This is a genomic window from Pseudomonas sp. FP1740 (assembly GCF_030687165.1).
Taxonomy (GTDB): domain Bacteria; phylum Pseudomonadota; class Gammaproteobacteria; order Pseudomonadales; family Pseudomonadaceae; genus Aquipseudomonas.
In genome coordinates, this window is record NZ_CP117461.1 from 1,856,924 (window position 1) to 1,871,250 (window position 14,327).

Consider the following 14,327-nt stretch of genomic DNA (forward strand, 5'->3'; position numbering starts at 1 on the left):
TTCACGGCGGACGGCGCAGGTCAATCCATTTTCTCAAGCGCCTGTTTCATTCGTCGGAAGCCCAAATAGCTGTGGCTTTTCGTCGCATGTCGCGCTTTTCGAAAATTATTGTATACAAAAAAATAATTCATTGTGTTCTATTTGTTGCATCGGATTGCGCAACGAAAAGCAATCCAACGGCTTTCCCAATAACAAAATGAGGACGGCACCATGAGCGCTTTAACCTTGAAAGTTGCAGTCAACCTGGCCGATCAGGCCATCACCGCAGGGCGGGCCATCTCTGCCGCGCCATTGACCGTTGCAGTATTGGATGCCGGCGGGCACCTGATAACGCTGCAACGTGAAGACGGCGCCAGCCTGCTGCGTCCGCAGATCGCCATCGGCAAGGCCTGGGGCGCGATTGCCCTGGGCAAGGGCTCACGCCTGCTGGCACAGGACGCCCAACAACGCCCGGCTTTCTTCGCCGCGCTGAATAGCCTGGGGCAGGGCAGCGTCGTCCCGGTGCCCGGCGGCGTGTTGGTTCGGGATCAGGACGGGACTGTGTTGGGGGCGGTTGGCATCAGCGGTGATCTGTCAGATGTCGATGAGCAGTGTGCGATCCGCGCGATCGAGGGGCAGGGGTTGAAGGCGGATGCGGGGGTGGCTGGTTGATCTTCGGCGCCTGATTTACCGCTTTCGCGAGCTTACTCGCGAAAGCGTCTTGCGGACGAAAACAGCTTTTTAGCTGCCTGCTTTCTTCGTTGAAATTTCCATCCGGTAAATTCCAGATTTTTAGAATTTTGTGCGAAATATTTGGCTATTGCCGAATATTTTCGCAAGAAAATTCAGAGGTATCACTCGTATCATTCTCTCGGAACAGGCCGAGAGCTTTACAATGAAAACAACACTGTCGTGGTGGGATATCAGCCCGCCTTTGAGCACCGCTACACCTACCTGGCCGGGTGACACACCTTTCCAGGAAGAGCGCGTGTGGAGCTTCGGACCCGAGTGTCCGGTGAATGTCGGGCGTATCACCCTGTCGCCTCACACGGGTGCCCATGTCGACGCGCCGCTGCATTACAGCGCTGATGGCGCGGCCATTGGCGATGTGTCGCTCGATGTCTATATGGGGCCTTGCCGTGTGCTGCATTGCCTGAATAGCGGCCCGCTGGTGCACCCCGAGCAGCTTGAAGGTCGCTTGCAAGACCTGCCTGAACGGGTGCTGCTGCGCACCTGGGGACAAGCGCCATTGAGCGCCTGGGATCCGGATTTTACCGCCGTCGCCAAAGAAACCGTCGACCTGCTGGCGAGCCTCGGTGTGCGCTTGATCGGTATCGATACGCCATCGCTGGACCCTCAGCAATCCAAAACCATGGATTCGCACAATGCCGTAGCCCGACATGGCATGGCTATTCTCGAGGGCATCGTGCTCGATGACGTCCCGGAAGGGGACTATGAATTGATCGCGCTGCCGCTGCGTTTTGCCCATCTGGACGCCAGTCCGGTCAGGGCAATTTTGCGTCCACTGAATAAACCGCAACTTGAGGAGCCGACTCAATGAGCCAATGCCCCTATTCACCTGCAAACCAGACGGAAGAATGGCATAACGCCGAGCTGAATTTTTCCGACTCCATGAGCTACGGCGACTACCTGGATCTGGGGCGCATTCTCAGCGCACAGCACCCGTTATCTCCGGACCATAACGAGATGCTGTTCATCATCCAGCATCAGACGTCAGAGCTGTGGATGAAGCTGATGCTGCACGAGCTCAAAGCCGCTCGTGAACACATTCGACTGGGAGAGTTGCCGCCCGCGTTCAAGATGCTGGCGCGGGTCTCGCGGATTTTTGATCAGCTGGTGCATGCCTGGACGGTGCTGGCGACCATGACACCCACCGAGTACCACGCTATACGGCCGTTTCTGGGGCAGTCATCGGGCTTTCAGTCGTTCCAGTACCGCGAGATCGAATTCATTCTGGGCAACAAAAGCGCGACCCTGTTGCGCCCCCATGCGCATCGGCCGGAACTGTTGCAGGCGCTTGAAAAGGCAATCGCCACACCGTCGCTGTATGACGAGGCGATTCGCTTGATGGTCAGCGCAGGCTTGACCATCGACCCACAGCGTTTCGAACGCGACCCGAGCAGTCCGACGGTGCATGACGCGTCGGTCGAAGCCGCCTGGCGCGAGGTCTACACTGACCCTTCGCGTTATTGGGATCTCTATCAGCTGGCGGAGAAACTCATCGACCTTGAGGACTCGTTCCGTCAATGGCGCTTCCGGCATGTGACCACGGTCGAGCGGATCATCGGCTTTCAACCAGGGACCGGTGGCACAGAAGGTGTCGGTTATCTGCGCAAGATGCTCGATACCGTGCTGTTCCCGGAGTTGTGGCGAGTGCGCTCAACTCTTTAATTTGCCGAGAATGATGTCTGAACGCTTAAACCGAGCGGCAATTGAGTAAATTGACGCATCCAAACCATGCCTGACCATAACAATTAGAAGGTAACCAGATGGCGGATGAAATCTTGCGACAAGGCGAGCTCAAGCGAGGGCTGAAAAATCGTCATATTCAGCTGATCGCATTGGGCGGAGCGATAGGGACCGGGTTGTTTCTCGGCTCTGCCGGAGTCCTCAAATCGGCCGGGCCGTCGATGATCCTCGGCTATGCGATTGCCGGCTTCATCGCCTTTCTGATCATGCGCCAGCTGGGCGAAATGATTGTCGAGGAACCGGTGGCCGGCTCCTTCAGTCATTTTGCCCACAAATACTGGGGCGGCTATGCCGGCTTTCTGTCCGGCTGGAACTACTGGGTGCTGTATGTGCTGGTGGGCATGGCCGAGTTGACGGCTGTCGGCAAGTACGTGCAGTTCTGGTGGCCGGAAGTCCCCTCCTGGGTCAGCGCGGCGGTGTTCTTCGTCCTGGTCAATTTCATCAATATGATGAACGTCAAAGTCTTCGGCGAAATGGAGTTCTGGTTCGCCATCATCAAGGTTGTCGCGATCATTGGCATGATCGTCCTGGGCTGCTACATGTTGTTCAGCGGAACGGGCGGCCCGCAGGCCTCGGTCAGCAATCTGTGGAGTCACGGCGGCTTCTTTCCCAACGGCACCACCGGATTGCTGATGTCCATGGCGTTCATCATGTTCTCCTTCGGCGGTCTGGAACTGGTCGGTATCACCGCCGCTGAAGCCAGCGAGCCGGGTAAGGTGATTCCCAAGGCGATCAACCAGGTGGTTTATCGCGTGCTGATCTTCTACGTCGGCGCACTCACCGTGTTGCTGTCGCTGTATCCGTGGGATCAACTGCTGCAGACACTGGGCGCTTCGGGCGATGCCTATAGCGGCAGCCCGTTCGTGCAGATCTTCTCCTTGATCGGCAGTGACACCGCAGCGCACATCCTCAATTTCGTGGTGCTCACAGCGGCGCTCTCTGTCTATAACAGTGGCGTCTACTGCAACAGCCGCATGCTCTATGGCCTGGCCGAACAGGGCGATGCACCCAAGGCGCTGATGAAACTGAACAAGCAGGGCGTGCCTCTACTGGCGCTGGGCGTATCTGCGTTGATCACCATGCTGTCCGTGCTGGTTAACTACCTCGCCCCGCATGAAGCGCTTGAGTTGCTCTTTGCACTGGTGGTCGCATCGCTGATGATCAACTGGGCGATGATCAGCCTGACGCACCTGAAATTTCGCAAAATCATGGGCCAGCGAGGTATCGTGCCGGGCTTCAAGGCGTTCTGGTTCCCTTACAGTAATTACCTGTGCCTGGCCTTCATGGCCATGATCGTCTGCGTCATGCTGATGATTCCAGGGATACGCGCTTCAGTCTTCGCGATACCGGTGTGGGTGTTGATCATCTTCGGTTTTTACCGGATGCGTATGGCCAAGGATCGGGCCTTGCCGATAGTTCAATAGCCTTTGCCGTGGGTGCGCCGTGATGAGTAGCAACGCTGATCCGCAGTTTCGCGACATTCGTATCGATCACTATGACCTCGAGGGTGCGAGGAACTGGATGTCTGGTATCTGCGGGCCGCACCGCCTCCAGACTTCGACGCCCGAGCGGATCCGCTTTCATCACAGCGCCAATGTGTTCAAGTCGATGGCCACGACCCTGGGCACGCTCTCATACGGCACCGATGTCACCATCGATATCGAAGACGCCGAGCACTTCAGTAGTTACAGCCTGAGTTTGCCTTTGGTGGGCGAGCAGGAGCTGAGCAAGAATGGCAGCGTGTCGAAATCCAACCGCGATCAAGGGGTGATCATTTCCCCGAACGAGAACCAGATGCTGGCGATCTCCGGTGACTGCCGCAAAGTTCAGGTGGTGATCACCCGCGTCGCCATGAGCGAGTCGCTGGAGGGCATGCTGCAGCGACCGCTGGATACGCCGCTGCGTTTCGAGCCGGTGATGGATGCGGTGGACGGCGCGTCGGCCTCGTGGTGGCGCATGGCGCGTTATTTCATCGCGGAGCTGGAACGCAGCAATGAACTGTACGAACAGGTAGTCTTCACTCGGGACATCGAAAGCTCATTGATCAAAGGTTTGATCCTCGCCCAGCCGAACAACTACTCCGAAGAATTGCGCAACGTGCTTGGCGTGAAACTGCCGCACTACCTGATCAGAGCCAAACAATACATTCACGACAATGCTCGCGAAGCCTTGCACCTGGAGGATATCGAGGTCGCGGCCGGGGTCTCGCGTTTCAAGCTGTGCGAGGCGTTCAAGAAGTACTTCGCCCTGTCGCCGATGGTCTACCTGAAAAAATACCGGTTGAACGCTGTGCGCCAGGAAATCCTCGAACACGGCTCGGCGCGCAATATTTCCGCGATTGCCATGGGCTGGGGCTTTACGCATCTGGGACGTTTTTCCGCCGAATACCGCAAGTTGTTCGACGAGTCCCCCAGCACGACCTTGCAGCGTAACGAAGCCCGGCGCATGCGCGGGGTCTGAATATCCCGGCGGCTCACTTACGCACCACCAAATCAAGCAACGTCTCCCGCTCCTTGATTTTCTGCAACACGATTTCCGAGCGGATATCAGTCACCCCCGCCGTGCGGTTCAGTTGGTTGACGATGAAGTCGGAGAAGTGTTTGACATTGCGCGCCTGGACCCGCAGCACATAGTTGCTCGCCCCGGTAATCACGTAGGCGGTGACCACTTCCGGCCACAACTGGACCTTCTTGATGAAGGTCTCGTGCCAGTCCTCGACGTCCTGTCGCAATGACACATGGACGATGGCTTCCAGTTCGACTCCCAGCTTCTCTGCGTTCAGCATCGCGCGATAGCCGGTGATGATTCCTTCACTTTCCAGCAAGCGTAAACGGCGCAAACAGGCCGACGGCGACAGTGCGACCTTCTCTGCCATTTCGTGGTTGCTGATACGGCCGTCTCGTTGCAAGAGGTGCAGGATCCGCAGGTCTGTCGGGTCGAGAGTCATGACTAGAATAAATCCGCGATATTTGGAGTTGGATTCGAATTTTCTTCGAGATAAATACTAGATGGCCGCTTACTTTGCACGAAAATTCTCTAAAGCTTCGTTCATTATTTCCTCACCGTGAAGGCGCAAATAGCGCCTGAAACACGACACTCACACCCGACTATCGCGATCTGCCCGGACGGCACTTCTTTCAAAAAGCAGGACACCCAATGACTACAAGAAACGATTGTCTGACGCTTGATGCGCAGGACGCTCTGGCCCCTCTGCGCAAGCAGTTTGTGCTCCCCGAAGGCGTGATCTATCTCGACGGCAACTCCTTGGGCGCGCGCCCGGTCGCAGCGCTGGCGCGTGCTCAGGCAGTGATCGCCGATGAATGGGGCAATGGCCTGATTCGCAGCTGGAACAGCGCCGGCTGGCGCGACCTGCCTGAACGTCTGGGCAATCGACTGGCGGGGCTGATTGGCGCCGATGACGGCGAAGTGGTGGTGACCGACACCACCTCGATCAACCTGTTCAAGGTGCTCAGCGCCGCCCTGCGCGTGCAAGCCACGCGGGCGCCGACGCGGCGGGTGATCGTTACCGAGACCAGCAACTTCCCGACTGACCTGTATATCGCCGAAGGTCTGGCGGACATGCTGCAGCAGGGCTATAGCCTGCGTCTGGTCGACAGCCCGCAAGAGCTGCCGCAAGCGATTGACCAGGACACCGCGGTGGTCATGCTCACCCACGTCAACTACAAGACCGGCTACATGCACGACATGCAGGCCCTGACCGCGCTGACCCATGAATGCGGCGCGCTGGCCATCTGGGACCTGGCGCATTCCGCCGGGGCGGTGCCGGTCGATCTGCATCAGGCGCGCGCCGACTACGCCATCGGTTGCACCTACAAGTACCTCAATGGCGGTCCGGGCTCGCAAGCTTTCGTCTGGGTTTCCCCTGAGCTGTGCGATCTGGTGGCGCAACCGCTGTCCGGCTGGTTTGGTCATTCGCGGCAGTTCGCCATGGAGTCGCATTACCAGCCGAGCAGCGGAATCGCCCGCTATTTGTGCGGCACCCAGCCCATCACTTCATTGGCGATGATCGAGTGTGGTCTGGATGTCTTCGCCCAGACCGACATGGCCAGCCTGCGCAGCAAGTCCCTGGCGCTGACGGACCTGTTCATCCAGTTGGTCGAGCAGCGCTGCGCCGCTCACGAGCTGACCCTGGTCACTCCACGCGAACACGCCAAGCGTGGCAGCCATGTCAGCTTCGAACATCCCCAGGGTTATGCGGTGATCCAGGCCTTGATCGCCTGTGGCGTGATCGGCGATTACCGCGAGCCGCGGATCATGCGGTTCGGCTTCACCCCGCTGTACACCAGCTTCACCGAGGTCTGGGATGCGGTGCAGATCCTCGGCGAAATACTTGATCAGAAAACCTGGTCGCAAGAGCAATTCCAGATCCGCCACAGCGTCACCTGATACCCCCCGACGCCTTTGTCTTGCTGCCGCGAATTTCACGGCAGCAGGGCTTCGGTCGCCTCCGATAAGCACTTCTGTGAAAACACAATAATAAGGAACACGCAGAATGAAATTGTCCCTTTGGCCCGCCTTGCCGCTCGCCATTACCAGCTGTCTCGGCCAAGTGGCCTATGCCGCACCCGACAATGGATTCGTTGAAGACAGCAGCCTGACCCTGACCAATCGCAATTTCTATTTCTACCGCAACAACCTCAACAACCCGGGCAGCCAGAACTATCGGGAGGAGTGGGCCCACGGACTTATGCTCGATTATCGTTCCGGCTATACCCAGGGCACAGTGGGTTTCGGAGTCGACGCCTACGCGCAGTTGGGTCTCAAGCTCGACAGCGGCAGGGGGCGTACCGGCACCGGTTTGTTGCCGGTCGATTCCGATGGACGCGCCGAGGATGAGTATTCCGAAGCGGGTGGCGCGCTCAAGGCGCGGATCTCGAAGACCGAACTCAAATACGGCAATCTGACACCGCTCAACCCGGTGTTCGGCACCGGCTCGGCGCGCCTGTTCACCACCTACGCCAATGGTTTCCAGCTGACCAGCAACGAGTTGAAAGGACTGCAACTCGATGCCGGGCACTTCACCTCGGGCAATGACAGTGCGTCGACCAACGACGATGGCGCCCTCAAGGCGCTGTATGCCGGGGTGGAAACCCGCAGCGTCGATTATCTGGGCGGCAGTTATGCCCTGAGCGATCAATTGAGCGTCAGCCTGTATGGTTCGCAGTTCGCTGATATCTGGCGGCAGTACTACGCCAACGCCAACTACAGCTATGCCCTGAGCGAAAACCAGTCGCTGAACCTGGATTTCAACCTCTATCGCACCAACGACTATGGCCAGCGCCTGGCCGGCAAGATCGACAACACCACCTGGTCGCTGGCCGCCGCTTACAAGGTGGGTGCGCACCGCTTGACCCTGGCCTACCAACGGGTCGATGGCGATGAACCGTTCGATTATCTCGGCTTCGATCAGCAGCCGGGCACCTCGGTATTCCTTGCCAACTCGGTACAGATCCTCGACTTCAACGCGCCCAATGAGCGTTCCTGGCAGCTGCGTTATGACCTGGACATGGCGCCCTTTGGCGTGCCGGGCCTGAGCTTCATGTCGCGCTATGTGAGCGGTGACCATATCGACGACAGCCACTACGACGGTGGCCCCAATGGTGCCTATGGGCGTTACGGCAGTGACGGCAAACGCTGGGAACGCGACCTTGAAGCGCGCTACGTGGTGCAGGAGGGCAAGGCCAAGGACCTGTCGATACGTGTGCGTCAGGCCAGTATACGTTCCACCGCCCAGGTGGCCCGGGCGGACACCACCGACAACAACGAAGTCCGGGTGATCATCGAGTATCCGCTGAATATTTTCTGATCCGTGGCTGATCTCCACCGGCAACCCAAACGATTTGCTCTCTTCAAGAAAGACAATATTCAGAGGAAAGAAAAATGACCGATAACGCCGGTTTTGAAAATATCTCCAAGCGTGAGCAGGGCCTCAGGCGCCAGCTCACCTCGGGTCAGATGAGCATGATCGCCATTGGCGGTGCGATTGGCACCGGGCTGTTCATGGGAAGTGCCTACGCCATTGGTTATGCCGGGCCGAGTGTTTTGCTCAGCTACGCGATTGGCGCGATCATCACCCTGCTGTTGATGGGCTGTCTGGCGGAAATGACGGTGGCCCATTCGACCTCCGGCTCGTTCGGCGCCTATGCCGAATTCTATGTCAGCCCATTGGCCGGGTTCCTGGTGCGCTATGCCTATTGGGCGGCGATTGTGCTGGCAGTGGGTACGGAAGTGACGGCGGTGGCGATGTACATGAAGTACTGGTTCGCCAACGTGCCGGAATGGATCTGGATTGTTTCGTTCTCGAGCATGCTGATCGTGCTCAACGCCATCAGCGTGAAAACCTTCGGCACCTTCGAGTACTGGTTCTCGACCATCAAGATCGGTGCGATTGTCGGCTTCATCCTCCTCGCGGTGTATGTGGTGTTCGGTTCCGGCAACGCGGATTACGGCGTGCACAATTACACCGCCCACGGCGGCTTCTTTCCCAATGGTCTGCAAGGCATGTGGATTGCGGTGATCGTCTCGATCTTCAGCTATCTGAGCGTGGAAATGATCGCAGTGGCCGCCGGCGAGGCGCAGGACCCGGAGCGGGCGGTGAAGAAGGCTTTTCGTGCGACCATCGTGCGGCTGGTGGTGTTCTACCTGCTGACCCTGGCCCTGATGCTGGCGATTGTGCCGTGGGTCCAGGCCGGTCAAGCGCAGAGCCCGTTCGTCACCGTCATGCAGACCATCGGCATTCCCGGCGCAACCGGCGTGATGAACTTCGTGATCCTGATTGCGGCGTTGTCGGCGATGAACAGTCAGCTCTACATCACCACCCGCATGATGTTCAGCCTGTCCCGCGGCGGTTATGCACCCAAGTCCATGGGGGTGTTGAGCAAGACCGGAATCCCGCTGAATGCCTTGTTGCTGTCGAGTTCCGGCATTGCCCTGGCAACGTTGCTCAATGTGCTGTACCCGGAAAGCTCCTTCACCTTGATGATGGCGATCTCGATGTTCGGCGCGATCTTCACCTGGTTCATGATCTTCCTGACCCACTACTGTTTCCGTCGCTACCACGAGCGCAACGGTGAACGGAAACTGTCCTTCCGCATGCGCCTGTTCCCGTACACCACGTTGTTGGGGCTGCTGCTGATGGGCGCGGTGATGATCACCACCTACTTCACCGATGCCTTCAAAATGACCTTGGTATTCGGTGTGCCTTTCCTGCTGATCCTCACGATCGTCTACTGGATCTTTTTCAGAAAACCCAGGGCAGCCGTGGCGTTGAATCCGCTGCCGAAGGTTTAGAGGGCGCAAACATGCAATCCCGACCGGCAGTTTTCATGGACTGCCGAGTCGGCATTGATCCTGGGCCGCTATCAGTCCGGCTCACACCCCTTGAGCACCAACCGGATAATTGTCTGCGCCGCCGCTTCATAGTCGGCCTCATCCAGCTTGGCCTTGCCGGTCACTGCGGAGATCTGCCAGTCAAAATCGGCGTAGGTCTGGGTCGCGGCCCAAATGCTGAACATCAGGTGGTTGGGGTCGATCGGGGCGATCTGGCCGCGGTCGATCCAGGTCTGGATACAGTCGATGTTGTGCCTGGCCTGGCCGTTGAGCTGCTCGACCAGGTCGGGGCTCAAATGCGGGGCGCCGTGCATGATTTCGCTGGCGAACACCTTGGAGGCGAAGGGCAGGTCGCGGGAGATGCGGATTTTCGAGCGGATGTAGCCACTGAGCACCTCGCTGGGCACGCCGTCGGCGTTGAACGGCGTCGAGGCTTGCAGGATGGGCTCGATGATGCTTTCCAGGACCTCGCGGTAGAGGTTTTCCTTGGATTTGAAGTAGTAGTAGACGTTAGGCTTGGGCAGCCCGGCCTTGGCCGCGATGTCACTGGTTTTGGTCGCAGCGAAGCCCTTGTCGGCAAATTCTTCACTGGCGGCACGCAGGATCAGTTCTTTGTTGCGCTCGCGGATAGTGCTCATAAACCAAGGGGTTCCTTGCCTGTTCTGGCGGTTGCGCATGGTAGCACCGGCCTCGCGCGGCGCTCAAGAATGCCCCGTGTGGCCTCGGGTCGCGTTATGCTGCGCACCATTCATTCAAGAAGGAAACCCGATTCATGGCAGGAAGCAGTTTGCTGGTGCTGATCGACGACATCGCCACCGTACTGGACGATGTAGCGTTGATGACCAAAATGGCCGCGAAGAAGACCGCCGGTGTACTGGGCGACGATCTGGCGCTCAACGCCCAGCAGGTTTCCGGCGTGCGTGCCGAACGGGAAATCCCGGTGGTATGGGCAGTCGCCAAGGGCTCGTTTCTCAACAAGCTGATCCTGGTGCCGTCGGCGTTGGCTATCAGTGCGTTCATTCCGTGGCTGGTCACACCGTTGCTGATGGTCGGTGGCGCTTACCTGTGCTTCGAAGGCTTCGAAAAACTCGCCCACAAATTCCTGCACAGCAAAGCCGAAGATCAGGCTGAACACGCAGAGCTGGTCGAGGCCGTGGCCAATCCGGCAGTCGATCTGGTGGCGTTCGAGAAGGACAAGATCAAAGGGGCGATTCGTACCGATTTCATTTTGTCGGCAGAAATCATCGCCATCACCTTGGGCACTGTGGCTGACGCTTCGCTGACCCAGCAAGTGATCGTGCTTTCGGGCATCGCCATCGTCATGACTATCGGCGTCTATGGCCTGGTAGCCGGCATTGTCAAACTCGACGACCTTGGCCTGTGGCTGACCCAGAAGCCGGGCCAGATGGCCAAAAGCATCGGCGACGGGATTCTGCGCGCGGCGCCGTACATGATGAAAAGCCTGTCGGTGATCGGCACGGCGGCGATGTTTCTGGTCGGCGGCGGGATTCTGACCCATGGTGTGCCGGTGGTTCATCACTGGATCGAGAGTGTCACCGCAGCGTCTGGTGGCGCCGGGTTTATCGTGCCGACGTTGCTCAATGCGGTGGCCGGGATTGTCGCGGGTGCGGCGGTGTTGGTGGGGGTGATGGCGGTAGGCAAGCTCTGGAAAACGGTGAAAGCCTGAAGCTCTGGGAGCTGGTGTTTGATACGCCGCGCATGAAAAAGGCCATTCGACGCAAATCGAATGGCCTTTTTTGTTGCCGACGAAGTTACTCGGCGATCTGCAGCTTGCGCGCCTCGGTATACACGTAACGCACTTTTTCATACTCGAACGGTGTGTTCATCTGCCCGTAGCGGAAGCCGTTCTGATAGCGCTTGTCGATGCCGCGCAGTACCCAGATTTCCGGGTGGTTGGAACTGACTTCGGACACGTTCAGGAAATTGATCGCCGATTCGCCGGTGTAGTCGACCGCCAGGCCTGCGGTGTCACGCAGGTTCGACGGGCCGAGGATCGGCAGCACCAGGTAGGCGCCGCCCGGTACACCGTAGAAGCCCAGGGTCTGGCCGAAGTCTTCATTGCGGCGCGGCAGGCCCATGGCGGTGGCCGGATCCCACAGGCCGGCGACACCGATGGTGGTGTTGAGCAGCAGGCGAGCGGTGGTGTCCAGCGAGCGCTGCCCCTTGAATTGCAGCAGGCTGTTCACCAGGTTCGGCACATCACCGAGGTTGTTGAAGAAGTTGCTGACGCCGGTGCGCAGGAAACTTGGGGTGACGTAGCGATAGCCGTTGACCACGGGCAGGAACACCCATTCGTCGAACCGGTAGTTGAAGTGGTAGACGCGGCGGTTCCACTCTTCCAGCGGGTCATAGACGTTCAGTGCGTTGAGCGATGAGCGTTCGAACTCGCGCTGGTCCAGCCCCGGGTTGAATTTGAGTTTGCTCAGCGGTTCCTTGAAGCCGTCTTTATCGATAACCACTGGGGCGTTGGCTTTGCTGTTGTCGGCATTGGCGACGCCTGCACAGAGTAACGCTGCGGTCAGCAGGAGGTATTTAGCCACGGAAAAACTCCAGCATGGCGTCGCTGTTGACGCGATAGTTGAGGTTGCCGCAATGGCCGCCCAATGGATAAACAGTCAAGCGATCGCCAAAGGTGCGGCGCAGAAAGCCCAGGTCGCCAGGGCCGAGGATCACGTCGTCGGCGTTGTGCATGACGGCGATTTTCGGGCTGTCGTGCAGGTAGTCCTTCAGTGCATACAGGCTGACCTGATCAATCAGTTGCAGCAGGCTGCCACCGTCGGTGCGGGCGCGCCACATCGGGATGACCTGCTCGGTGATGTAGCAGTCGAAGTCACACTGCAGCGCGCGTTTGAGGAACGGCGTGAGGGTAGTGCCTTCGGTGATCGGGAATTTCGGTGGCGTGATCAGGCCGCGACGGTTGATCAGGTCCGAGGTAAAGGCGATGTCCGCCGCCGAGAAACGGAACGAAGTGCCGATCAGCATCGCCATCTGCTCGTTGCTCAGGTGTTGCTTGGACTGCTGGAAGTCGTAGAGCAGGGCATCGTTGAGGTCGATGTAGCCCTTTTGCTGGAAGTAGCGGGTCAGTTTCCCCAGCACCAGCTCATAGAAAGTGGTGGTGTTGTTGATGCCCTTGACCTCGGTCTGTACCAGCTTGTCCAGGTTGGTGACCGAGGTGTAAAGGTTGACCGGCGGGTTGAGCAGCAAGACTTTCTTGAAGTTGAAGCTGCGACGGGTTTCATCCAGGTGTGCAACAAAAGCCGCATCCAGGGCGCCGAGGCTATAACCGGTCAGGAAATAATCGGTGACCGGCAGTTTCGGGTTTTGCGCCCGCACAGCCTGCATCACCCGGTACATGTCTTCGGCATCTTCCTTGGTCACGCCCGGGGTGGCGAAGCGCGAGGCGGCGCTCATGAAGTCGAAGCTGGTGGGCGACGACAGCTGCACCACGTGATAGCCGGCCTTGTAATAGAGCTTTTTCAGGTATTCGTTGAGGGTGCTGTCATAGCGTGCACCGGTGCCGGAGATCAGGAAGATCAACGGTGCGGCATGATCCTGCGTGGCGATGCGATAGGTGAGTTTTTTCACCGGCCAGAAGTTGTCCGGCAGATTGAACTCACGCTCCGGGCGCATCGTGACACTGCGGTCTGACTGATTGATGTCTTCATCCAGCGGCAATTCCGGGCGCAAGTCGGGCGGTGTCGTGGCGATGGTCGCCTCGAACGGGTTGGTCAGGGGGTAGCCATAACTGGCGGCGTCAATATCGGCCGCCAGTACGGACGCACTTAAAAGCAAGCCGCCAAACAGGGCGGCGAAGCGCAAGGAACGGAGCATGACTAGATCCCTTAGAGGAAGGTGCCAGATGAAGTTCGCAGGCTATGACCATCGGATTTGGGCCAAAGTGCCATGCATCGGCCGCAAACAGGCCTGATTTCGGAGCAACGGTAGCGGGACGATACACTTTGCAGTTATTTCATGAACAGTTAATTGATGTTATTTGCTTACCACGGGCGGGGGATTAAGCTGGCGGCCGATTTCGTTTATTGGAGTGCTTCATGTCCCGCCGTCTGCCCGTGATTCTGCTGCTCGTTCTTCTGCCATTGTGGCTGGCCGCCAGTTATGGCACGCGTTATGGCTTCATGGAGGATGCTCAATGGGTCGGCATCTGCGTTGACGAGGCCAGTCGCTGGGAATGCCAGGTGCGCTCGAACCTGGGTTTGATGATTCATTTCAAGGTGCTGGGCTGGGCGGCAGTGGCGGCAGCCGTGACCGGTTTTGTGCTGTCGGGGCGGGCAGGGTGGTGGTTGGCGGTATTGGCGCTGGTGTTCGGGTTTCCGGCGCTGGCGTTGTACACCACCACGTTGGCGGTGTTTGCGGTGGTGATTGCTGCATTGCGTCTGGTTCGGGCTTCTCGTAGTGCCTGATAGTCAGCCTTCGCGGGCAAGTCGGATCGCCGCACCGCCGCTCCCACAAGGATTGCGTAAACCCTG

Annotated in this window: 14 protein-coding genes; 10 read left to right on the top strand and 4 right to left on the bottom strand. The window is 58.5% G+C overall.

Translation table 11 applies throughout. The features are described 5' to 3' along the window. The first annotated feature begins 210 nt into the window (after positions 1–210). The 5 genes from PSH69_RS08220 (at position 211) to PSH69_RS08240 (ending at position 4,929) form a co-directional block, all read left to right on the top strand. Positions 211–651, top strand: coding sequence for a heme-binding protein (locus PSH69_RS08220; protein ID WP_007939170.1), 441 nt, complete (start codon positions 211–213; stop codon positions 649–651). 223 nt (positions 652–874) lie between these two features. Further along, on the top strand, positions 875–1,540 hold the full coding sequence (gene kynB / locus PSH69_RS08225; RefSeq protein WP_305411634.1) for an arylformamidase: 666 nt from the start codon (positions 875–877) through the stop codon (positions 1,538–1,540). Then, a complete protein-coding gene (gene kynA, locus PSH69_RS08230; RefSeq protein ID WP_305411635.1) occupies positions 1,537–2,391 on the top strand; it encodes a tryptophan 2,3-dioxygenase in 855 nt (284 codons plus the stop codon). Before kynB ends, kynA begins: the two co-directional genes overlap by 4 nt. Before the next feature lie 98 nt (positions 2,392–2,489). Then, positions 2,490–3,893, top strand: coding sequence for an amino acid permease (locus PSH69_RS08235; RefSeq protein WP_305411636.1), 1,404 nt, complete (start codon positions 2,490–2,492; stop codon positions 3,891–3,893). Between the two features lie 22 nt (positions 3,894–3,915). Further along, the gene (locus PSH69_RS08240; RefSeq protein ID WP_305411637.1) at positions 3,916–4,929 is read left to right on the top strand and encodes an AraC family transcriptional regulator; all 1,014 of its coding nucleotides are present in this window, start codon (positions 3,916–3,918) and stop codon (positions 4,927–4,929) included. 13 nt (positions 4,930–4,942) lie between these two features. Here PSH69_RS08240 and PSH69_RS08245 read toward each other — a convergent pair whose 3' ends face one another. After that, the gene (locus PSH69_RS08245; protein WP_007939165.1) at positions 4,943–5,416 is read right to left on the bottom strand and encodes an Lrp/AsnC family transcriptional regulator; all 474 of its coding nucleotides are present in this window, start codon (positions 5,414–5,416) and stop codon (positions 4,943–4,945) included. Positions 5,417–5,625: 209 nt separating this feature from the next. On the opposite strand from PSH69_RS08245, the gene kynU reads away from it, so the two are divergent. From kynU to PSH69_RS08260, 3 genes are all read left to right on the top strand, one after another. After that, on the top strand, positions 5,626–6,876 hold the full coding sequence (gene kynU, locus PSH69_RS08250; RefSeq protein WP_305411638.1) for a kynureninase: 1,251 nt from the start codon (positions 5,626–5,628) through the stop codon (positions 6,874–6,876). Positions 6,877–6,982: 106 nt separating this feature from the next. Then, positions 6,983–8,296, top strand: coding sequence for an OprD family porin (locus PSH69_RS08255; RefSeq protein WP_305411639.1), 1,314 nt, complete (start codon positions 6,983–6,985; stop codon positions 8,294–8,296). 74 nt (positions 8,297–8,370) lie between these two features. Next, positions 8,371–9,780 carry an amino acid permease gene (locus PSH69_RS08260; RefSeq protein WP_305411640.1) on the top strand — a complete coding sequence of 470 codons (1,410 nt, stop codon included), beginning with the start codon at positions 8,371–8,373 and terminating at the stop codon, positions 9,778–9,780. Between the two features lie 71 nt (positions 9,781–9,851). On the opposite strand, the gene PSH69_RS08265 is transcribed toward PSH69_RS08260, so the two are convergent. Further along, positions 9,852–10,457: a TetR/AcrR family transcriptional regulator gene (locus tag PSH69_RS08265; RefSeq protein ID WP_007939160.1), complete on the bottom strand. Its 606-nt coding sequence runs from the start codon at positions 10,455–10,457 to the stop codon at positions 9,852–9,854. Positions 10,458–10,591: 134 nt separating this feature from the next. On the opposite strand from PSH69_RS08265, the gene PSH69_RS08270 reads away from it, so the two are divergent. Continuing rightward, a complete protein-coding gene (locus PSH69_RS08270; RefSeq protein WP_305411641.1) occupies positions 10,592–11,506 on the top strand; it encodes a DUF808 domain-containing protein in 915 nt (304 codons plus the stop codon). 85 nt (positions 11,507–11,591) lie between these two features. On the opposite strand, the gene PSH69_RS08275 is transcribed toward PSH69_RS08270, so the two are convergent. Continuing rightward, positions 11,592–12,380, bottom strand: a complete 789-nt coding sequence (locus PSH69_RS08275; protein WP_305411642.1) for a VacJ family lipoprotein — start codon at positions 12,378–12,380, stop codon at positions 11,592–11,594. Then, the gene (locus PSH69_RS08280) at positions 12,373–13,671 is read right to left on the bottom strand and encodes a serine protein kinase PrkA (RefSeq protein ID WP_019579617.1); all 1,299 of its coding nucleotides are present in this window, start codon (positions 13,669–13,671) and stop codon (positions 12,373–12,375) included. Before PSH69_RS08280 ends, PSH69_RS08275 begins: the two co-directional genes overlap by 8 nt. A gap of 221 nt (positions 13,672–13,892) precedes the next feature. On the opposite strand from PSH69_RS08280, the gene PSH69_RS08285 reads away from it, so the two are divergent. Then, positions 13,893–14,261: a hypothetical protein gene (locus PSH69_RS08285; RefSeq protein WP_305411643.1), complete on the top strand. Its 369-nt coding sequence runs from the start codon at positions 13,893–13,895 to the stop codon at positions 14,259–14,261. Positions 14,262–14,327 lie beyond the last annotated feature (66 nt).